The organism is Marinobacter sp. 1-3A, from assembly GCF_016597775.1.
GTDB classification, from domain to species: Bacteria; Pseudomonadota; Gammaproteobacteria; order Pseudomonadales; family Oleiphilaceae; genus Marinobacter; species Marinobacter xiaoshiensis.
On record NZ_VCGZ01000007.1, the window covers coordinates 169,402 to 189,849 of the forward strand.

At 54.8% G+C, this 20,448-nt stretch carries 14 protein-coding genes and 1 tRNA gene; 5 read left to right on the plus strand and 10 right to left on the minus strand.

Annotation, left to right across the window (positions count from 1 at the left end; translation table 11 throughout):
- Positions 1-52 precede the first annotated feature (52 nt).
- Positions 53-439 (plus strand): RidA family protein, encoded by a 387-nt coding sequence (locus FE848_RS12720; protein WP_200203532.1) that lies wholly within the window; start codon positions 53-55, stop codon positions 437-439.
- Between the two features lie 67 nt (positions 440-506).
- Here the strand turns inward: FE848_RS12720 and FE848_RS12725 are convergent, their stop codons facing one another.
- On the minus strand, positions 507-1,373 hold the full coding sequence (locus tag FE848_RS12725) for an NAD-dependent epimerase/dehydratase family protein (protein WP_200203534.1): 867 nt from the start codon (positions 1,371-1,373) through the stop codon (positions 507-509).
- A gap of 76 nt (positions 1,374-1,449) precedes the next feature.
- On the opposite strand from FE848_RS12725, the gene FE848_RS12730 reads away from it, so the two are divergent.
- The 3 genes from FE848_RS12730 (at position 1,450) to FE848_RS12740 (ending at position 5,958) form a co-directional block, all read left to right on the plus strand.
- Entirely contained in the window at positions 1,450-2,406 is a 957-nt protein-coding gene (locus tag FE848_RS12730; protein WP_200203536.1) for a hydrogen peroxide-inducible genes activator, read from the plus strand.
- Between the two features lie 8 nt (positions 2,407-2,414).
- A complete protein-coding gene (gene recG / locus FE848_RS12735; protein ID WP_200203538.1) occupies positions 2,415-4,490 on the plus strand; it encodes an ATP-dependent DNA helicase RecG in 2,076 nt (691 codons plus the stop codon).
- 103 nt (positions 4,491-4,593) lie between these two features.
- The gene (locus FE848_RS12740; RefSeq protein ID WP_200203540.1) at positions 4,594-5,958 is read left to right on the plus strand and encodes an aminoacyl-tRNA deacylase and HDOD domain-containing protein; all 1,365 of its coding nucleotides are present in this window, start codon (positions 4,594-4,596) and stop codon (positions 5,956-5,958) included.
- A gap of 296 nt (positions 5,959-6,254) precedes the next feature.
- On the opposite strand, the gene FE848_RS12745 is transcribed toward FE848_RS12740, so the two are convergent.
- From FE848_RS12745 to rpsU, 8 genes are all read right to left on the minus strand, one after another.
- Positions 6,255-6,710 (minus strand): DUF2489 domain-containing protein, encoded by a 456-nt coding sequence (locus FE848_RS12745; RefSeq protein WP_200203542.1) that lies wholly within the window; start codon positions 6,708-6,710, stop codon positions 6,255-6,257.
- A 19-nt stretch (positions 6,711-6,729) separates the two neighbouring features.
- A complete protein-coding gene (locus tag FE848_RS12750; RefSeq protein WP_200203544.1) occupies positions 6,730-9,027 on the minus strand; it encodes a molybdopterin-dependent oxidoreductase in 2,298 nt (765 codons plus the stop codon).
- Positions 9,028-9,181: 154 nt separating this feature from the next.
- On the minus strand, positions 9,182-12,424 hold the full coding sequence (locus FE848_RS12755; RefSeq protein WP_200203546.1) for an Ig-like domain-containing protein: 3,243 nt from the start codon (positions 12,422-12,424) through the stop codon (positions 9,182-9,184).
- Positions 12,425-12,437: 13 nt separating this feature from the next.
- Complete coding sequence (gene aupA / locus FE848_RS12760; RefSeq protein WP_200203554.1) at positions 12,438-13,775, minus strand: alkane uptake protein AupA; 1,338 nt, start codon at positions 13,773-13,775, stop codon at positions 12,438-12,440.
- Between the two features lie 423 nt (positions 13,776-14,198).
- Positions 14,199-14,275 (minus strand) — tRNA-Ile (locus FE848_RS12765).
- A gap of 100 nt (positions 14,276-14,375) precedes the next feature.
- Positions 14,376-16,229, minus strand: a complete 1,854-nt coding sequence (gene rpoD, locus FE848_RS12770) for an RNA polymerase sigma factor RpoD (RefSeq protein ID WP_200203556.1) — start codon at positions 16,227-16,229, stop codon at positions 14,376-14,378.
- Positions 16,230-16,337: 108 nt separating this feature from the next.
- A complete protein-coding gene (gene dnaG / locus FE848_RS12775) occupies positions 16,338-18,074 on the minus strand; it encodes a DNA primase (protein ID WP_200203558.1) in 1,737 nt (578 codons plus the stop codon).
- Between the two features lie 150 nt (positions 18,075-18,224).
- Positions 18,225-18,440 carry a 30S ribosomal protein S21 gene (rpsU, locus tag FE848_RS12780; RefSeq protein ID WP_072794797.1) on the minus strand — a complete coding sequence of 72 codons (216 nt, stop codon included), beginning with the start codon at positions 18,438-18,440 and terminating at the stop codon, positions 18,225-18,227.
- A 240-nt stretch (positions 18,441-18,680) separates the two neighbouring features.
- On the opposite strand from rpsU, the gene tsaD reads away from it, so the two are divergent.
- Positions 18,681-19,739, plus strand: a complete 1,059-nt coding sequence (tsaD, locus tag FE848_RS12785; RefSeq protein ID WP_200203566.1) for a tRNA (adenosine(37)-N6)-threonylcarbamoyltransferase complex transferase subunit TsaD — start codon at positions 18,681-18,683, stop codon at positions 19,737-19,739.
- A 1-nt stretch (position 19,740) separates the two neighbouring features.
- Here tsaD and plsY read toward each other — a convergent pair whose 3' ends face one another.
- Positions 19,741-20,331: a glycerol-3-phosphate 1-O-acyltransferase PlsY gene (gene plsY / locus FE848_RS12790; RefSeq protein ID WP_200203568.1), complete on the minus strand. Its 591-nt coding sequence runs from the start codon at positions 20,329-20,331 to the stop codon at positions 19,741-19,743.
- Positions 20,332-20,448 lie beyond the last annotated feature (117 nt).

Genomic DNA, 20,448 nt, shown 5'->3' on the forward strand with positions numbered 1-20,448 from the left:
ACGTATGGAACGGCGACGATTGGTGTTTTAGACGATAAGGAAAGCAAACGGCATGACCAACAAATCCATCATTCAGACTGAAAACGCACCTAAAGCAATTGGTCCTTATTCTCAGGCCGTAAAGGCTGGTGACACTGTCTATATTTCTGGTCAGATTCCGCTGGACCCTGAAACCATGGAAGTAGTCGGGGGCGATTTTTCAGCCAAGACCCGTCAGGTATTCGATAACCTGAAAGCCGTATGCAAGGCCGCTGGCGGTGAGCTGAAAGACATAGTTAAAGTGAACATCTACGTGACCGACCTGGCAAACTTTGCCACGGTTAACGAGATCATGGCGACCTATTTCCCCGAGCCTTATCCCGCACGTGCGGCGGTTGAAGTTTCCGCACTGCCCAAGGGTGTTCCTGTAGAGGTGGAAGCGGTAATGGTGCTGAGCTGATTCAGCGCGCACAACCAAGATAGTCAGAACAAAGGCGATCCTCGGGTCGCCTTTGTTCGTTTTGGACCTAAGCGTTATCGATCATATCGCGATACCCGGCACGAAAGTCAGGGTAGCGAAATGTAAAGCCGGTTTGCAGTAGCCGCTGATTGTTGCAACGCTTGCTGCCGGCCCGGCCGCCTTTCCTGGCGTCAGCAACGGGCTCGGCGCAAGGTACCTGCTGACGAACCCAGTCGACCACTTCATCCAGCCGAACCGGCTCGCAATCGCTGGCCACATAGCAGGTATCCAAAGACTTACCGGAAAGCGCCAGCTGGTTAAGAAAGACCACTGCCGCTGCCGCGTCATCTTCATGAATGCGATTGCTGAACGGTGCCGGTTTTGTCGGGTTCATGCGGCCCTCAATCACCTCCTCCAGAAAACGACCTCTTGATGGTCCGTAGATTCCGCTAAAGCGAATAACCGTAGCGGGATGACCACTATTCAGTGCCGTCTGTTCTCCGGCCAGAATTTGCTGGCCTGTGACGCGGGAGGGTGAGGCAGGGCTGGTTTCATCAACCAGGCTGTCATCGTTCTGGGCGTAAACGCTGGTGCTGCTGATAAAAAACAGGCGCTTCAGAGGCTGGTTGCCAATGGCTTCCAGCAGGTTTTTAAGGCCGTTAACGTAGGCATCGCGATAGCCTTGCTCGTCATAACTGGATGGTGTCAGGCAGTAGATAACCGTTTCGAGGTTGTCTGGCAGCTTGCCGGTTAAGGTTTCCGGGCGGGTCAGATCGGCGCCTATACCTGTTACGCCTTCGGGCACCTTGGCCGGGTTGCGGCGTAATCCGTAAACGTGCGCCGACTCAGTCAGCATGCTGGCGATGGCGCCCCCGAGCTTGCCACAACCGGCTATGAGAATTCCTGGCATACTATTGCGATCAGCGATTGCCATAGACAATATCAATCCTTATCCTCTAGCTCATAAATTAGTGAAACTTCGACCCGTATCCTTTTGACCGGAGATCACCATGACTCTTACCGAGTTACGATACGTCGTTACGCTTGCTCGCGAAAGGCATTTTGGCCGCGCAGCCGAGCGTTGCCACGTTAGCCAGCCGACACTCAGCGTTGCGGTCAAAAAACTGGAAGAGGAGTTGGGAATCCCCCTGTTTGAGCGAAGCAAAAGCAGTATTCGCGTAACGGAAACTGGTCAGCGTATTGTTGAGCAGGCCCAGCGGGTTCTGGATCAGGTGGGTGTTATCCGCGACATGGCTCAGGATGGTAAAAACCAGTTGAGCTCGCCGCTCAAGGTGGGTGCCATATACACCATCGGGCCTTATCTGTTTCCGCACCTCTTGCCCGAGTTGCGCCGCGCAGCACCGGAGATGCCGCTCTATATAGAAGAAAACTATACCGCTAACCTGCGCAAGAAGCTGCGCCAATCCGAACTGGATGCCATCATCATAGCGCTACCGTTTGAAGAGGCGGAAGTGCTGACATTGCCACTTTACGATGAGCCTTTTGTCGTGCTTCTGCCAGCAGATCACCGCCTTGCGGCCAAGAAGGAGATCACAGGTGATGAACTGGCTGATGAACAGTTACTCCTGCTTGGCCCTGGTCATTGTTTTCGGGATCAGGTGCTGGAAGCTTGCCCACCTCTGGTGGAGGCAGTCACTCGCCGCGCAGATGCCGGTACTCCATCACTGGTAACCGAAGGCAGTTCTCTGGAAACCATACGTCACATGGTTGCTTCGGGCTTGGGGATTACCGTACTGCCGCTTTCCGCTGCGACGGGTATGCGGTACCAGAAAGATGTGCTTGTCACCCGGCCTTTTGCTCCACCTGTACCCTCCCGCACCGTGGCCCTGGCCTGGCGGGTAACCTTCCCCCGGCCCAAAGCCATTGATGTTCTCTCGCTTGCAGCCGGCCAATGCCGGGTGATTGAAAAGGCGACAGAGGACACTCCGGTTGTTGCGACAGACTGAGCCCAGATATGGCATCACTGGATGACATCCCGGTTACGGAGCTCAAGGGCGTAGGAAGCGCCCTTGCCGAGAAGCTTGCGCGCCTGGGAATCTCATCATTACAGGATTTGTTGTTCCACCTTCCCCATCGATACGAAGATCGTACCCGCATTATCCCCATGGGTAGCTTGAGGGTAGGCGATGTCGCCGTTGTGGAAGGCGAGGTGATGAAGTCAGATCTGGTGATGGGGCGTCGCCGTAGCCTGCAGGTTACCCTGAAAGACAGCAGCGGGTTTCTGGTGCTACGGTTTTTCCACTTCAATGCCGCCCAGAAAAACCAACTCTCGGAAGGCGCCCGGGTTCGCTGCTTCGGCGAGGTGCGCCCGGGCCGTGCCGGATACGAGTTTTACCACCCGGAGTATCAAACGAACCCACCGGCAATGCCTACAGGGGAGCAGGCCACCCTTACGCCGGTCTATCCACTGACCGAAGGCATACAGCAACCCAGAGTAAGAGGTTTGTGTCAGCAGGCTCTGGGGTACCTTCAGCGCCACCCTATACGTGACTGGTTGCCCGCTGAGCTGTTAGCGGGCTATCAGCTACCGGGAATTAATGAAGCCGTCCAGATGGTGCATTCTCCCCCAGCCAGTGCCCCGGTTCATCTTCTGATGGAAGGGCGCCACCCGGCACAGCAGCGCCTGGTGATGGAGGAGCTGCTGGCGCATCAGTTGAGTATGCTGCAGGTTCGTGAACAGATTCAGGCCCGGCAAGCCCTGCCCCTGCTCCCCACCGGCGACCTGGCAGAGCGTTTTCTTGAGGAATTGCCGTTTGCGCTCACGGGCGCTCAGCGACAGGTTATGAGTGAGATTCGGCAGGATCTCAGCCAGCCGCTGCCCATGCTGCGATTGGTGCAAGGGGATGTGGGCTCGGGTAAAACCGTGGTGGCCGCGCTGGCAGCTATTCAAACCATTGGCGCGGGTGCTCAGGCGGCACTTATGGCCCCTACTGAGATATTGGCTGAACAGCATTATCAGAATTTTAAAGGCTGGCTGGAGCCCATGGGCATCCAGCTGGCCTGGCTGTCTGGCAAGGTCAAAGGCAAAGCCCGGAAAGAGGCGCTGGAAGCCGTGCATACGGGTGCTGCCAGCGTAATTATCGGCACCCATGCATTGTTTCAGGATGACGTGCTGTTTCACCGCCTGGCGTTGGTGATTGTGGATGAGCAGCATCGGTTTGGTGTACACCAGCGCCTTGCCTTGCGGGAGAAAGGCGTAGGCGGAACCCTGGCACCACACCAACTGATCATGACCGCCACGCCCATCCCCCGTACTCTGGCCATGAGTGCCTACGCCGATCTGGATACCTCAGTGATCGACGAACTGCCCCCGGGCCGAAAGCCCATTGAAACTATCGTCATTCCTGACAGCCGTAGGGACGATGTGATTGAGCGCGTACGCAGCGCCTGCACTGACGGTCGTCAAGCGTACTGGGTGTGCACACTGATTGAAGAGTCGGAAGCCTTGCAATGCCAAGCGGCAGAAGTAACAGCGCAAGAACTGACTGAGCGCCTGGTGGGCCTGAAAGTCGGGCTGGTGCACGGACGGCTCAAGTCGGCGGAAAAGGCCGAGGTAATGGAGCGCTTCAAACAGGGGGAGCTGGATCTACTGGTTGCCACCACGGTGATTGAAGTGGGTGTGGATGTACCCAACGCCTCACTCATCATTATTGAAAATCCGGAACGCCTGGGCCTGGCCCAGTTGCATCAGCTCCGTGGCAGGGTGGGGCGGGGTGAGCAGGCCAGCTTCTGTGTGCTCATGTACCATCCTCCGCTGTCAGCCAATGGCAAGGCGCGCCTGCAGGCCCTGCGAGACAGTCAGGATGGCTTTGTTATTGCCGAAAAGGACCTGGAAATACGAGGGCCTGGGGAAGTGCTTGGCACCCGTCAGACTGGCATGATGCAGTTCCGACTGGCAGACTTTGAACGGGACAAAGGTTGGATTGAGCCGGTGCGGGAGATGGCACCCGGGCTCATGGGGCACCCACAGCTGGTACAGGCTCTGATCCGGCGCTGGATGGGAGAGAAAATGCGTTACGGGGAGGTTTGAACCGGTGCATATCAATTTATACAGCTAAGTCATGGCCTATACTAAAAAACCAACGGCAGATTATGGTAGCCGGATGGCAAGCAGCGATACTCGGGAGAAAATGATGGAATTACCTGTCACGGTTCAACAGGCTTTGGGCGATTCAGCCAAAGGCGTATCACTGAGAGATATGCGCCAGGCTAATCAGCACGAGCTGTTGCGGATGGTGTTGCTCCACGACGGGCAGGAAAACCTTCAAGCCATTTGCTGCAAAGACGATTTGATTGATCTGGAACGATTGAACAAGCAAATGGGCCGGGACTTCCGGCTGATGAAGCCTCGCGAGCAGGTTCGCGTTAGAGAGCGCGCCGGCCTGAGGGAGTTACCGGCCCTGCCGTCACTTACGGGCTGGCCTACTATTGTGGATCGACGGATCGATGATTTGCCCTCGGTAGCCTTGGCGCTGGGAGAGCAAAACCTGGCGATGGTAATGCCAGCTGAAGAGTTTCGTACGCTAACAAAAAATGCGGATCGCCTGTCGTTCACGGTGGCATCGGAAAACATAACCGTGAATCTGGATGATCCGGATAACGATCGTAGCCAGCTGACCTTTGCCATCAAAAAATTCACCAGTCTGCGTATTCAGCAGCGCCTTGAAGACACTCTGGAGCTGCCGCCGCTGCCGGAAACCGCCCAGCGCATTATCCACCTGCGGGTAAATCCGAACGCTGTTATGGGGGATCTGGTTGATATCGTTGAGAGTGACCCCAGCCTGGCGGCTCAGGTGGTCAGCTGGGCATCTTCATCGTTCTATGCCGCGGCCGGGCAAGTGCGCTCTGTGCACGATGCCGTATCACGCGTTCTTGGCTTCGACATGGTAATGAACCTGGCGATGGGACTGTCGCTGGGGCGTGCGCTCAAGCAGCCCCAGGACCATCCAGAAGGCTACGTGGACTACTGGCAGCAAGCTATCTGGCAAGCTCAGTCGGCTGGTATTCTGTCGAGTATGATGCCTCGGGGTGAGCGGCCAATGTTTGGGTTAGCCTATTTGGCAGGTCTGCTGCACAACTTTGGTTACCTTCTGCTTGCGCAGGTTTTTCCTCCCCATTTCAAGTTGGTATGCCGCTCCCTGGAGGTGAACTCGGATATCGATTCCTCGGTATCGGAACACTATCTTTTGGGGATTACCCGTGAACAGATCGCGGCGCAGCTTATGGAAAACTGGGGTATGCCAGATGAGGTGACTCAGGCCATAAGGTATCAGAAAAGCAAAACCTACCAAGGCCCCCACAGTGTATACGCCCGGCTCCTGTGGCTTGGCCGCCAATTGCTTACAGAAAGGGGCATCGCTATGGGTGCAAATGCACCCGTGGGGCAGGAGATTTATGACGAACTCGGCCTCAATCGTGAACAGGTAGAAGAACAGTTTGATGAACTGGTGGCCAGCCGGGACAAGATTATGGCCATGGCCGGTATGATGAATCAGTGAGCACAAAAAAGCCGGCCTTAAAGGCCGGCAAGGTTTCCGCTCATTGCAGAGTCGTCCGAACGTAACAGGAGAAATAACCCAGGGCGATAATTGCAACCTTGAAACCAACCGTTAAAACCTTATCGCCCTGATTTCAAGTTAGACAACATCTGCAAAAAAGAAAGGTTGCCACTCAAGGGAATGAGAAGCTGAGCGCTTCGTCATTTTTAGTGAATTGAGCAAGCTTCTGATATCAAATCGATAAAATTATCATTTGTAGATATTTCTGTTACAAAATGACACAAATCTTGAGCGGGTCAGAAGCTGTGATTCCGGATGGCTGTTGCGGCACGACGTATTTCATCGGCGTAGCGCCTTTCCACTTCAAACCGCTCCTTATCCATCTTCTCCACAAAGCGCGTCTCGGTATTTTGGCGTGCTTGGTGAGTGGGCATGTGGCGAAGTTGCTCATACACCTCCATAAATACCTGATAAGGTGATTGTTCCATCAGCTCAGGAGCCACATGGTCCAGCAAGCCTTTCATGCGCAGGCAGGCCTCTGAATATTCGATCTGGTCTTCTTCTACGGCCATGGCAATAACACGAATGCTATCGACCATGTCCTTGCGCCGCTTCGCCTGGAAAGCCTCTGCTTTTTGTTGCCGTCTTCGGTTTTCGGCCAAGGTAACCATTTGCCGCCGGATAAAACCCAGCAGAACAAAGATGGCGATTGTGCCGGCAATAATCAGGCTCCATTGTAGCCAGTGAGGCATGCTGTTCTCCCAGTCTGGTTCAGGCGGGTACGGGTTGCTGTTCTGGTTCGCAGACTTTGACAGTTACTGGCTGACCATTCAACACGGAAGTACCTGCCACGGGGTCGGTTAGCTGATCACTCAACACATCGTTGATACTGGTGCCAGCATGGGCCGCCGCCGTGGATTGCTGTGTTCCTTCCCGGACATGGCCCCAGCCATGGGGAATGGAAACCACTCCCGGCATCATGTCATCAGTAATTTCCACCGGCATTATCACTAAACGGTCATCGGCGCGGACCTCAGCGCGGCCGCCTTCCTTAAGCCCCAAGCGGTTGGCGTCGTCCGGGTGTACCAGCAGTGTACAGCGGCCTTTGCCTTTTACCAGACGGTGACTGTTGTGCATCCAGGAGTTGTTGCTGCGAATGTGGCGCCGCCCAATCAGTAGAAGCTCGTTTGGCGAACCTGGCACGGAGAGCTGCTGGTGCAGGCGTTCTACGTCTTTCAGATAGCGCCTTGGTGCCAGGTTGATCTTGCCATCCCGGGTGAACAGACGGCCGGGCAGAGCGGGCCTCAAGGCGCCGAGGTCAATCCCGCTGGGGCTCTCTTTCAATCGCTTCAGGGAAAGCCCTTTAGGAAGCTTCTGCCACTGGGGATTGAGAGAGCTCAGCTTGGCCAAGCCACGTAAAGGGTGGTGCTTGGGCAGCAATTCCAGAACCCGCTTTGTGGCGGTTTCCAGAACTCCTCGGGCGCGCCCGGTATCTGTGCCATAAGGCCCGGTACGCAAAAGCACATCAACGATCGTATCAGGGCCTGCACGTTTGAAGGCCTGCCAGCCCAACTCGGAACGGATCGGCAGCTTGCCGCCCTTGCGTAATTTCTCAAGTCTATGCGCCAGCTCCAGCAGAATCTGCCAGTCATGACGGCTGTCCGGGCCCGCATCAAACAGGGCTTCGCTGTATTTCGATACATTGCGCACGGCCAGCATGTTGAAAATAATGTCGTAGTGGCTGCGTTCGAGCACGGCGGTTGGCGGCAGGATAATGTCGGCATGACGAGTGGTTTCATTAATGTAGTAATCCACTGACACCATAAAGTCCAGCCCGCTCAAGGCCTCGTCCAGCCTGCGCCCGTTCGGGCTGGAGAGCACGGGGTTGCCGGCAATGGTCACAAAGGCACGGATTTGTCCGTCGCCCGGGGTGAGTATTTCATCGGCCATGGTGCTGGACGGATATTCGCCCGCAAACTCGGGTAGCCCCTTAACCCGGCTGTGGCGGCTGCCAAAGTGCCCGCGCTGTCCAGACATGGCGCCGATGGCGATCAGATCAATGGCGGGTTGCGTAAACATCATGCCGCCGACCGTATCCAGCTTGCCCGTAAGAATGTTCAGGCAGTACGCCAACCAGGTAGTAATGCTGCCAAACGTTTGGGTGCTGGTGCCCATGCGGGTGTAAAGAGCTGCTTTTGGCGTGTGTGCGAGTTGGTGTGTAAGATCCCGTATGGTTACCGCTGTAATGCCTGTGCGCTTGGCTACTGCTTCAGGCGTAAAGGGCAGGGACGCAAGGCGCAAAAGATCCAGGTCTTTTATAAGGTTCTTTGCGGGTCCCGGATGGATCAGCCCTTCTGAAAATAGTGTGTTCACCATGGCCATCAGCAAAAATGCATCGGTGCCAGGGCGGATAAAGTGAAATTCCTCGGCATGCTTGGCGGTTTCTGTGCGCCTGGGATCCACCACAATCATTTTCCCGCCGCGCCTTTTAAGCGCTTTCAGCCGGCCACGGAAATCCGGCACCGTCATCAGGCTGCCATTGGATGCCATGGGGTTGCCACCAATACAGATAAACAAATCCGTGTGGTCGATATCCGGAATAGGGAACATAACCTGATGGCCGAACATCTCCAGACTTGCCAGCATATGGGGAAGTTGATCATTGGAAGTGGCAGAGAAACGATTCTGAGAGCCAACAGCCCGAAGAAACGGCATGGTGGCAATTAATGAGCTGTGATTGTGGGCGTTGGGGTTGCCAAGATACACGCCAATACTATTGCGGCCGTTCGCTGTGCGGGTGCTGTGAAGCTTTTCGGCTACGGTTTTGAAGGCCTCATCCCACTCGATTTCTTGCCAGCCCGTAGCGGTTTTACGAACCGGCTTGCGCAACCGTTCCGGGTCCTCATGAAGATCCTGCAGGGCCACAGCTTTGGGGCAAATGTGCCCTCGGCTTAGCGGATCATTGTCGTCTCCACGAATCGACGCAATGCGCCCCTCCTTCACTTCAATGGCAACGCCGCACATGGCTTCGCATAAATGACAGGTGCGGTAATGGGTGCCGTTTCGCATGAAGGTCTCTCCTGATGTTTTTGTTTTTATAAGTGGGTTTCATTGTGCAACCAGATTAGCAGGAAATTCGCCGCAGAGGGAAACGCCGGGTCGTTGTTTTGGGGATAAAAAAAGGCCAGTCCGGAGACTGGCCTTGAGAGTACTGCGGCACTATTTACTGCACTACGGGGAGATCCTTCACAGGATTCGTTACGAAGTTGAGATAAGTTCCTCCGATTGGAATCTGCAAGGGCAGGTTTATGGTTATCAGCCCTGCATTTTTCACCCCAAGGGCATTTGCTTTTACGACGATATCCACCAGATTGGTATTGCGTTGCTCGATCTGCATTCGGCCATCATCGAAGAATGTGACATCTCCTTCAAGCTCAAACACAAACTCCCGGCCGTACAGGTCATGAGTCCCACCAAGTGGAATAGCCATGTCAGGCGCATCCAGCATCAACTCAGCTTTCGTTTTGAATACTGGTTGCCCGTTATCACCCTCAACAATGACTCCAGGGATTAGCTGGTTTCGAGGGCAGTCAGACTGGGCTGCACAGTTCGGGTCTTTGGAATACCGCATACGGATCACTTGCGTATTAGTAATGGACTCTTCCATAAGAGGGATAAAGCCCAAAACCTTAAGCTCTACGAACACGCTAATAGATGTTGTCGCAAGCATTGTGGGGTATAGATTTACAAGAATGCCTTCCTCGCCCGTTGGCTCATAAATTCCCGGGCCTACCACCTCTGAGTTCAGTGCATATGTCTGATAGATGAACTTGTTTTTAGGGCATCTTTGCCCCGTTTCGCAGCCCACGCGAGCGTCTGCCTTACCGGAAACCAGTCCGGGAGTCGCTGATGCCTTGTTGTCTTTGACACGCAACTTGGTTGTGTTGGCGGAAGGGGCCCAGCCATCTGCATCGCTGCCCTCATGATCGAAGGGCTCAAGGCAATTGGCATTGTCGTTAGAACTGCAATCAATGCGGAAGTTGGCATTGGTGTCACGAATTGGCAGATTTCGCAGCGGAGTGAACACAGAATCCTGTGCGGCCACGCCCTTGAAGTAGATGATCATCGAGTTCTCACCGTTACCACCGCCGCTCAACCCTTCAAGCAAATCAGTCTTTAGCGTTAGTCCGTTCTCGCCACAGATTGACGTCGGGTTTGCTTGGTTACAGTCAGGTGTAGCTCTGTCGACTCGCATAGTGTAACGGTAGAACTCGCCGGGTTCCCATGGCTGGTCGGGGAAGAAGCGAATGCGCTGGTTGTTTTTCTCTAATCGGCCCGGTACAGGCTCGATCAGGGCTTTAGTTGCGTCAACTTTCTCAACAATAAAGGTCTCTCCAGCACGTATTGAGCTCAACTTCATCGGCTGTGAAAACACCACAGTGATAGGACGGTCGGTGGGCATTTCGGAGACAGGTAATACGTCGCCCTTTTGCCCGCCAGACGTGGCGTCCCAGCACTGTCCATGAACACCGGCTGCAAGGTTAATGGCTTCAGCTGTTGTTTCACAGGGAAAGCCTGGATAGGTGGTTAATGCGAGAGGCGGAGCTTGTGCTACAGAAGGTACTGCAGTGTCAGTCCGGTCCAGGCTGAATGACAGGTCATCAGCCATGCTCACGTAGGGGTTTCCGGCAAGATCGGTCAATCCCAAGGCTGAAACCTTGTACTGAACACCTTGCTTCAAACCATCCTCCGGGTTCAGTGTGAGAGCTGTGCCATCCAGTTGCGTGCGTAGATTCTCTACAGGCTGCCCATTCGCTAAAAGGGTGACACCACCCTCGATGGACGCGGGGTCCAGGGGCTCGTCAAAGAACAGGATCACCGGATCACCGGGGCGGTGCATTGACTGTCGAGTCGCGGGGATGGCATCCGGGGCTCCGGGTGTCCAGCTCACCAGCTTGGGAGCCGTAACATCCAGTTCACGCAGCAGTTCGGCGTCCAGTACGGAATCGGCGTCGGTGGCGGCTTGGAGGTGGAATGAGATGGTAGCATCTGTGTATTCCTGCCCGAGCAGATTCGGCTCAACCGTGGCGATGGCATCAATTGTTAGCACGCCGTTTTTAACCAGAGCGATACCACGGAGTTCCAGACCCATAAGGTCTTGGGAGAGAGCGGCATTAGGCTGGGCTTCTGCCGTGTTCATGGAAACATCCATAAACAAGGTGATCTGCCGGGGAGCATTGATGTCGTTGGTGTAGGCGTTCGGGCTCAGGTAGCCCGATGCATCGGAGAGCATGGTTACCTTGATGTCGCCAGTTGTCTGAAGCTGATTGGTCGCAGCGTCAAGAACAGGCACCTTGCCTCCAACAAGTATGTCCAGGCTGGTACTTCGAAGGACACTTCCTTTGGCGATGCGCAACGGCAAGGCTTCTGTTGCTTTAAATGCAGGCGCATAGGCAAGTTCAGCAAACAGGTCGCCGGTCTGCTGAGAAGGAGCTGTGACACCCTGAAGCACGGAGTTCAGTGTGATCCCGTTGATAATCTGGCCGTTCAGGATAGACGTGGTTAGTTCATTCTCATCCGTCTCGCCTGCTGCCAGGCCAGAGTCTATAGCACTTTGCTGCAAAACAACCGTAGGGCCAGTCTCACGGGGAGTGAAATTGAATTCACCGGTAAACCGGTTTTCCGAGCCTGAGTTCGTCAGGCTTGCCAGATTCGTGAATTTAAGTGTGTAAGTTTCACCACTATCCAGAACGTCGTCCTTGCCACCGCATTGCACCTGGCTAGGCGCCATACAGGGGTCAACAGTAATGCGGTTGCCTTTAACCAGAACCGTTGCGGGTACTGGCTGGCCGTCTTTGTCCAGCAGTTCGACCGAGCCACCAAGTTTTTTCCAGTCTGGATGGACTGGCTGGGTCATGGCAAAGCGGAATGTAGAAAAATTCAGTGTCATGAAGTTTTGATCAGAGTGGTCGTCGCTCGCCGGAACCATCCAACCAACACCAAAGCTATCCGAGATGTTTGTCAGCCCTGCTGAGCCGGAGAAGCTGCCTCGGGTCTGGAACTGAATGCCCGGATCACCCACGCCATTGGGGGTGTCGATCAAGCGCCCGCCTTCAGCTTTGAGTGGCTCATTGAACACGACAGAATAGTCTGTGGCAGTACTCAACGGGCCCCTTGTTGTCAGCTTCAGGCTTCTGCCGCCATCAACTTTCTCCGCAGTGAACGGAACTGCTGTGCCGTTCGAGTCCACATTGATTTTGCTGATGAGGTCAGCGTCGTCCTCGATAATCGCGTGGGAGAATCGGAGAACAATATCCGTTTTAGGGCTGATGCCCGCTTGCCCATCGGCCGGGTATGAATAGATCACCGAGCCAGCCGTGGTTTTCTGATTCATGGTCTGTTCATCTCCGCCACATGCTGCTAGCAGCAAGGCGGGAATCAATGCCAGGGTTTTATTGTATTTCATGGCAAACATCTCCTCAGAACTTCAGGGTAAGGGAGCCGCTGATAACGTGGATATCGCCGTCTGCTGTTACGCCGGTTTCAGTGCCATCAAAATCTACCAGGGTAAAGTCGCGCTCTTGCAACTGCTGGTACTGGTAGCCCAGATCAAAGCGAACAGGGAAGGCCAGAAGGCGAGTACGGTCATAGGTGGCACTTATGCCGAGGCCAACCACTATTTTGTCCGTATCCAGGTAGTTGATTTCAGGGTTGCGAGTGGTTTTCAGAGGGGATTCCTCATAGGCCACGCCGCCCCGGATAGAGAAGTTCTTATTGATGTCGTACTCAGCCCCAATGCGTGGGATTACCGTGTCCTTGAACTGTATACGGTCGGATGCGGGGGTGGCGGCCTGGTCCTTGATGGTGTCGCCTTTGAAGACTTCTGACAATTCAGACCAGTTCTGCTGCTCCACGCTACCGCCGAAGCGCCAGCCGTTGCCTTTATACTGTGCGCCAACGCCAAAAGTTTCCGGTTGGAAAGAGTCGATGGTGGTTACGGCAAGGCTAAGGCCCGGGTCCGGGATGGTTTGCGTAACAATGATGCCCGAATCAACGGTTGTAGACGCAGATGATTTGGTGCGATAGGTAAACGCTGTTTCCCAGCCCTGCAAAAAGCAGTTGCTTTCGGGGCAGAAGGTGCTGCCGAGATCAATGCTCGTGCCAAGGATGGTTTTGATTTGTGGCTCAGCATTAACTGCCAATCGTTCCCGGCTGGTTTCCCCGCCGAGTGTCGACACGGCTTGAAGATCAGCCGTTGCGTCCAGAGTTATACGGGCGGATAGCCCTACTGAAATGCCGCGCCAGACTGGAGTGGCACCGCCTACGTTCAAGAACAGCGGCTCCTTACCATATTGAAGAAACTGCCCGCTGTTCGATGTCTGTGAATCGAATGCCAGCATTTCCTTGCCGTACTTTTCAACACCGGCAATGAAACCCAGGTAAATAGGGTGGTTAAAGCGCGTGAGGGAGCCCAGGTTGGTTTTCATGCCAATAAGCACGTGCTGACTGGGGGAGCTGGAAACCACATCTCCGTTTGCATTCGGATTTGTAGACCGCAGTTCTTGCTCGGCGTGCAAAATACCTGAGGTCAGTTCGCCGCGCTCGTCCCGGGTCAGAGCCGCCGGGTTGTAGTAAGTGGCGGAAACCTGGTCATTAAACATGGAGAGAGATTGAGCGGTAGCAACGTCTATGGGCATTACGCCAAAGGTTGTACCGATGTTGCCCATGCTGGCGGATGCTGACATGGCGAAAGTGGTGGATACTGCTGCAACCGCTAGGCTCAGCGCCCGTACTGAAAACCGGGTGGTAGGAACCATTAATACACTCCATTTATCGCGTTGTTTTTAGACTTGACCGTATGCTCGTCATCCGGGAAGTGGGCGACTCAGTCACGGCTGGTTCGTTTGTTCATTTCACAGTGTATGAGGCTTGTTGTTTTAGGGCCTTGGCATGTTTGACACGGTATCGTGTCGAAATGACCATTTTCGGTGCGGGATCTATAAAAGACAATGAATACAGTAACTTGAGGTGTGTTGGATTTGCCAGGTCAGATCAGGCAGTGTGTTGAGGTTCTGTAATTGTGAATCACACCTCAGATTTCACTTTGCGCTAAGCGTCAGATTTTCTGATGAGCGTTGATCCTGTCTCTTTCCTGGAGAGGGAAAGAGTAAGGCAGGTAGAAAGGGGAAAGCCAGATACAACAAAGCCTGCTCGAAAGCAGGCTAAGTCGTTGAAAATAATGGTGGGCCCACCTGGACTCGAACCAGGGACCAAAGGATTATGAGTCCTCTGCTCTAACCAACTGAGCTATAGGCCCGTTCAGCGTACGCTGTTTGGAAAGTATTTTCCCTTGAGGGAAGCAAAGCGGGCGCCATTATACCGGGGAGGTGCGGCGCCCGCTACTGTTGTGTGCTGCTTTATCCGTTGCCCTGATCGTCTATAAAGCCGCGCAGGTGATCGGAGCGGGAAGGGTGGCGCAATTTGCGCAGTGCCTTGGCTTCGATCTGGCGGATTCGCTCACGGGTTACGTCGAACTGTTTGCCGACTTCTTCCAGTGTGTGGTCCGTGTTCATCTCAATGCCGAAGCGCATGCGCAGTACCTTGGACTCACGGGCGGTAAGGCCTGCGAGAACCGAGCGAGTAGCTTCGCGCAGGCCTTCAGCCGTTGCAGAATCTACCGGCGAAAGGGCCTGGATGTCTTCGATAAAGTCGCCCAGATGGCTGTCTTCATCATCGCCGATCGGAGTTTCCATGGAGATTGGCTCTTTGGCAATCTTCAGGACCTTGCGGATCTTGTCTTCTGGCATTTCCATACGCTCACCCAGCTCTTCTGGAGTGGGTTCGCGACCCATTTCCTGCAGCATCTGGCGAGAAATACGATTGAGCTTGTTGATGGTTTCAATCATGTGCACCGGAATACGAATGGTGCGAGCCTGATCCGCTATCGAGCGAGTAATGGCCTGACGAATCCACCAGGTGGCGTAAGTTGAGAATTTGTAGCCACGACGGTATTCAAACTTGTCGACGGCTTTCATCAAGCCAATGTTACCTTCCTGGATCAGGTCGAGGAACTGTAGACCGCGGTTGGTGTATTTCTTCGCGATAGAAATAACCAGACGCAGGTTGGCCTCAACCATTTCTTTCTTGGCGCGGCGGGCTCTTGCCTCGCCAATAGAAACTCGACGGTTGATCTCTTTGATGTCGACAACATCAAGGTCCACATCAATCTGCACGTTCATGATGCGCTTTTGGAGGCGGACGATTTCGTCCATGCGCTCGTTAATGGCAGAAGCGTAAGGCTTTTTGCTTTTGGCGATTTTCTCGCCCCATTCCTGGTTTGCTTCGTTGCCCGGGAATGATTTGATGAAGTCCTTGCGTGGCATTTTACACTCGCGCACACAGATCTTCATGATGGCGCGTTCGTTTTCGCGTATCAGATCGTTGGTTGAGCGAACAACGTTCACCAGCTCGTCAAACGCCTTGTTGCCCAGTTTGAAGGGTGCGAAAACCAAGCCCAGATCGTTCAGGGCTGCCTGGGTTTTCTTGTCGCCCCGGCCATGCTTGGCCAGCAATTTGTCTGCTACTTCCAGCTTTTCTTTCAGCAGCTCAAACCGCAAGCGCGTTTCTTCAGGATCTGGACCGCTTTCTGGTTCTTCCTCTTCCTCTTCTGCATCGTCGTCTGCATCTTCGTCAGATGTGTCGTCAGTGGAAGCTTCGGGCTTGGCTGGCGGTTCCGGCATGAACGGTTCTGCGTCGTCCGGGTCCAGGAAGCCTGTGATGATGTCGGTAATACGACCTTCATTCTCGATGATGCGGTCATAGGCCTGGATAACGGTGCCGACGGTGCCCGGGAAGTGGGCTACGGCTGCCATAACATCGCGAATGCCTTCTTCGATGCGCTTGGCAATAACGATCTCGCCTTCGCGGGTCAGCAGTTCCACTGTACCCATTTCGCGCATATACATGCGTACAGGGTCTGTGGTGCGACCGGCGTCGGATTCCACGGCGGCGAGAGCGGCGGCGGCTTCGGCGGCAGCAGCTTCGTCTGCGGTGGAGTCACCGTCGGTCATCAGCAAGGTATCGGCATCCGGCGCCACTTCGGATACCTGAATGCCCATATCGTTGATCATGCGAATGATGTCTTCGACCTGATCCGGATCGGCAATGTCTTCCGGGAGGTGGTCGTTTACCTCGGCGTAAGTCAGGTAGCCTTGTTCCTTGCCTCGTGCGATGAGGTCTTTCAAACGTGATTTCTGCGAATTGCCTGACATAGACACCCTGTGAACTCGCTTAAATAAATAAAAAATGAAACAGCCATTATAGCTGTCGCTCTAATGCACTGCCACCGAATGGTTAGATGGTGATCAATGCGCAAAGTTTCAAGTGCTGCTCTCCGGGGTTCCCCCGCTAAGCTCTCGCAGTTCCTGCCGTTCGTCGGCGGTAAGATTTGCGAAGTTACGTAAAAGTGTAGCCAGCTTTTGCTGTCTTGTTGCTTCTTCGTTGGGGCTCAACAGTTCTCGTGCTGCGGCCAGCGTGCTTTCCCGGGTTGGGATGTGCTCAATGCCATCAAACAGATTGTAGAACCGTTCGCGTGCCTGGCTATCCATTGCCAGCGTTGTTATAAGTGATTTCCGGTCCCGGATTTTTCGCTCCAGAATAAAACCGGCAAATGTCATAGCCTGATTAAATTGGCGCGAGCTGCGCGCCAGTTCGGTAACTTCAGTGGCCAGATCTGGCGCTTCCAGCAGGGCAAGGCACAAGATGCTGTCTTTGCTCAACTTTACATCGATGCGCTCTTCCGTAACCCGGTCGCGGCGTTCGCCTTTCCAGTTGCCCTGTTGTTGGGGCTTACGGCCTTGCCACTGGCTACGGCCCCCGCAGAGCCGAAGCATTTCGTGCCACATTGCATCCCTGAGGGTGCTTCTGGGCATTTTGTTCAGGAGCGGCTCCGTTCTCGCCCTCAGCTCGCCCCGATTTTCTGGTAGCTGAAGATCCAGCCCTTCGCTCTGACGATCAAACAGATACCGCGAGAACGGCGTTGCGCCATCGATGCGCTTCTGGAATGCATCCGGACCTTCCTTGCGCACCAGGGTGTCCGGGTCTTCGCCTTCTGGCAGCATCAGGAATTGCAGGTGTAACCCGTCTGCCATCAGTTCCAGGGCGTTTTCCATGGCCTTGTCGGCTGCTCGGAATCCGGCCTGGTCGCCATCGAAACAGAATACAATATGCCGTACCTGTCTCAGCAGGGCGGTGAGGCTGTCCTGGTTCGTAGCTGTGCCCAAGGTCGCTACGGCGTAGTGAATGCCGTTTTGCGCCAGGGCAATAACGTCCATGTAGCCTTCTACCACGAGCAGCTTGTCGAGCTGCTTCAGGGCCTGCTTTGCTTCAAACAGGCCGTATATTTCACGGCTTTTGTGAAATACATCCGACTCCGGAGAGTTGATGTATTTGGCTTTGTCATCGCCAAGAGTCCGTCCGCCGAAGGCGATGGTTTTACCCCGGCTGTTCCGAATAGGAAACATGACCCGGTTGCGGAAAAGATCCCTTGGCCTGCCGTACTTGTCCGAGACGGTGCCGGTTTCGATCAGCGGTCCCTGCAAGTCTTTGCTGGCAACATCAAATAATGCGGTGCCTGTGGCAGGCGCATAGCCCACCTGGTACTGCTTGATAATGCTGTCGTCCAGCCCCCGCTGCTTTAAGTAGTCGCGGGCGAAAGAGCCTTGCTGGCCGTTAAGCGCCGATTGATAGAAGCGGCTGGCAAAGTCCAGTGCGTCGGTCAGGGTGCGCGCTTGCTGTATTTCATGCTTGGCCGCCTCATCGTACGGCACTTCGAGCCCCGCTCGGCGGGCTAGCTCTTCTACAGCATGGGTAAAGCCCAAGCCTTCAAATTCACGAACAAAGCTTATGGCGTCACCATGGGCGCCACACCCAAAACAGTGATAAAAGCCTTTATCTGGCCTCACATTGAACGAGGGCGTTTTCTCATCGTGAAACGGGCAGCACGCCTTGTAGTTGGCGCCAGCCTTTTTGAGAGTGATGCGCGAGCCGATCAGCTCTGCCAGATCTACCCGGTCGAGCAGGTCTTCGACAAAGCGTTGGGGGATCAGTCCGCTCATAATGGCTCCACATCAGGCCCTTGGCGTACGAGGGCCAACAGCCAAAAATGCCGCCGAAGCCAGGCCCCGGCGGCATTTCTTGGTCGCTCTGTGCAGCCTGTGGCTGTACAGGCAATCAGTGCTTTGCAGTCAAGCGGCGTCTGCGGTAACTCAGTACAGACGCTCGAACTTGCGCTGTTCCCGCTGAAGCTTCTTGAGATGACGCTTAACGGCAGCAGCAGCTTTACGCTTGCGAACGGAAGTCGGCTTCTCGTAGTGCTCACGACGACGTACTTCTGAAAGTACACCTGCTTTTTCGCAGGAGCGCTTGAAGCGACGCAATGCTACGTCAAACGGTTCATTCTCTTTCACTTTAACAGCTGGCATTCGACAATCACCTACCTGATAGATTCGGTTTCATTTAGATGCGCATCTGGCGGTGCCAGACTGGCTCGATCCCTGGTCAGATTGGCTAAAACTCGACCAGTTCGTAATTTAGGGCGGCAATGATAGCGCCTCGGTCGTGGCAAGGTCAATGTTTGTTCGATGAAACTGCCAGTGAGTTTCGGGTTTCTGCTAAAATGCAGCTCGTTTATTCATTTACGCCAACCTATGTGGCCAGGTTATATGCTGATTCTGGGTATTGAGACTTCCTGTGATGAAACCGGTGTTGCGTTGTTCGACACTGAAAAGGGGCTTTTGAGCCACGCTTTGTTCAGCCAGATCGATATGCACGCTGATTATGGCGGCGTAGTGCCAGAGCTGGCATCTCGTGACCACGTTCGCAAATTGTTGCCCTTGTGTGAGCAGGTGCTTGCAGAGGCTGGCCATGTTCGTGACGACATTGACGGGATTGCCTACACCGCAGGGCCAGGCTTGATTGGTGCGCTAATGGTGGGCGGCTCGGTGGCCCATGCTATGGGTTTTGCTCTCGGTATCCCGGTGCTGGGAGTACACCACATGGAGGGCCATTTGTTGGCTCCCATGCTGGAAGACAACCCGCCAGCCTTTCCGTTTGTTGCTTTGCTGGTGTCGGGAGGGCACACACAGCTGGTGCGGGTGGATGGTATAGGGGAATACCAGATGCTTGGGGAGTCGGTAGACGACGCTGCAGGTGAGGCTTTCGATAAAACTGCAAAGATGCTGGGGCTGGATTACCCGGGTGGCCCTCGGGTCGCGGCGCTGGCGGAAAAGGGCGTGCCTGGCCGTTACCGTTTTCCCAGGCCTATGACCGATCGTCCAGGGTTGGATTTCAGTTTCAGTGGCTTGAAAACCTTTACGCTGAATACAGTCAATGGGGAGAAAAAGACGGCGGAGGGCCTGAGTGACCAGGTTCGGGCTGACATTGCCTTGGCATTTGAAACAGCTGCCGTAGATACCTTGGTGATCAAATGCCGTAGAGCGCTGGAGCAAACTGGCTGTGACCGGCTGGTGATTGCAGGTGGCGTAAGTGCCAACAAGCGGTTGCGGGCCGGCCTGGAGAAAATGGCTGAAAAGCTCCGCGCCTATGTGTTTTATGCGCGTCCGGAGTTTTGCACAGATAATGGAGCGATGATTGCGTATGCCGGGGCCCAGCGCATGAAGGCAGGCCAGCGTGACGGAGAGCGCATTGTAGCCGTGCCGAGATGGCCAATGAACACATTGCCACCCCTCAGTGAGGCCCGGGTGAACGGGCTGGTGGAATGAGCTAGAGGCTGGTTTCCCGGCCTTGTGCCAGCCGGATCAGGTTGTTGCGGTGGCGCACAACAACCAGGATCGCCAGCAAGCCGAACATGGGGAGAGTTTCCGGTTCTATGAATGCGCTTATCAGAGGGCCGCTGGCAATGGCGATCACAGAGGCTAACGCCGAGATTCGCCAGCGCCAAATGACCAGCAGCCAGAGTGTAGCCATGGAGGCAGTGGTGACCGGAGCCAGAGCAAGGCCTGCACCAAGGGCTGTTGCAACCCCTTTGCCCCCTTTGAATCGATAGAACACCGGGATCATATGCCCGGTAACCGCGAAGAGCGCCACCATTGCCTGAGTCAAGGCAGAGAGACCTGCATTATATGCGAGCCAGACTGGCAGCCAGCCTTTGGCGGCATCCAGTGTCAGAGTAATCAGTGCCGGGCGCCAGCCCCCGGTGCGATAAACATTGGTGGCCCCGGGATTGCCTGAGCCCTGTGCCCGAGGGTCGGGCAGCCCCCAAATCTTGCATACCGGCAGCGCAAACAGTACTGAGCCCCCCAGGTAGGCGCACATACAAAGCAGAACAGTTATTACGGGGTCACTCAGGAACATTTGTGCGCTCAGAGACGAAGACGTGTGAGGGTAAAATGTGCGAAAATGCCGGCCCTCAATTTACAGGCTGGCGACGTTACAGTAGTCGCAGTTTGTACGTTATTCAATCAGCAGTGT

Bases quoted from the DNA above. Each gene is read 5' to 3' on its own strand.
- FE848_RS12720 (WP_200203532.1), top strand. From the start codon at position 53: ATGACCAACAAATCCATCATTCAGACTGAAAACGCACCTAAAGCAATT.
- FE848_RS12725 (WP_200203534.1), bottom strand. From the start codon at position 1,373: ATGGCAATCGCTGATCGCAATAGTATGCCAGGAATTCTCATAGCCGGT.
- FE848_RS12730 (WP_200203536.1), top strand. From the start codon at position 1,450: ATGACTCTTACCGAGTTACGATACGTCGTTACGCTTGCTCGCGAAAGG.
- recG (WP_200203538.1), top strand. From the start codon at position 2,415: ATGGCATCACTGGATGACATCCCGGTTACGGAGCTCAAGGGCGTAGGA.
- FE848_RS12740 (WP_200203540.1), top strand. From the start codon at position 4,594: ATGGAATTACCTGTCACGGTTCAACAGGCTTTGGGCGATTCAGCCAAA.
- FE848_RS12745 (WP_200203542.1), bottom strand. From the start codon at position 6,710: ATGCCTCACTGGCTACAATGGAGCCTGATTATTGCCGGCACAATCGCC.
- FE848_RS12750 (WP_200203544.1), bottom strand. From the start codon at position 9,027: ATGCGAAACGGCACCCATTACCGCACCTGTCATTTATGCGAAGCCATG.
- FE848_RS12755 (WP_200203546.1), bottom strand. From the start codon at position 12,424: ATGAAATACAATAAAACCCTGGCATTGATTCCCGCCTTGCTGCTAGCA.
- aupA (WP_200203554.1), bottom strand. From the start codon at position 13,775: ATGGTTCCTACCACCCGGTTTTCAGTACGGGCGCTGAGCCTAGCGGTT.
- rpoD (WP_200203556.1), bottom strand. From the start codon at position 16,229: ATGTCAGGCAATTCGCAGAAATCACGTTTGAAAGACCTCATCGCACGA.
- dnaG (WP_200203558.1), bottom strand. From the start codon at position 18,074: ATGAGCGGACTGATCCCCCAACGCTTTGTCGAAGACCTGCTCGACCGG.
- rpsU (WP_072794797.1), bottom strand. From the start codon at position 18,440: ATGCCAGCTGTTAAAGTGAAAGAGAATGAACCGTTTGACGTAGCATTG.
- tsaD (WP_200203566.1), top strand. From the start codon at position 18,681: ATGCTGATTCTGGGTATTGAGACTTCCTGTGATGAAACCGGTGTTGCG.
- plsY (WP_200203568.1), bottom strand. From the start codon at position 20,331: ATGTTCCTGAGTGACCCCGTAATAACTGTTCTGCTTTGTATGTGCGCC.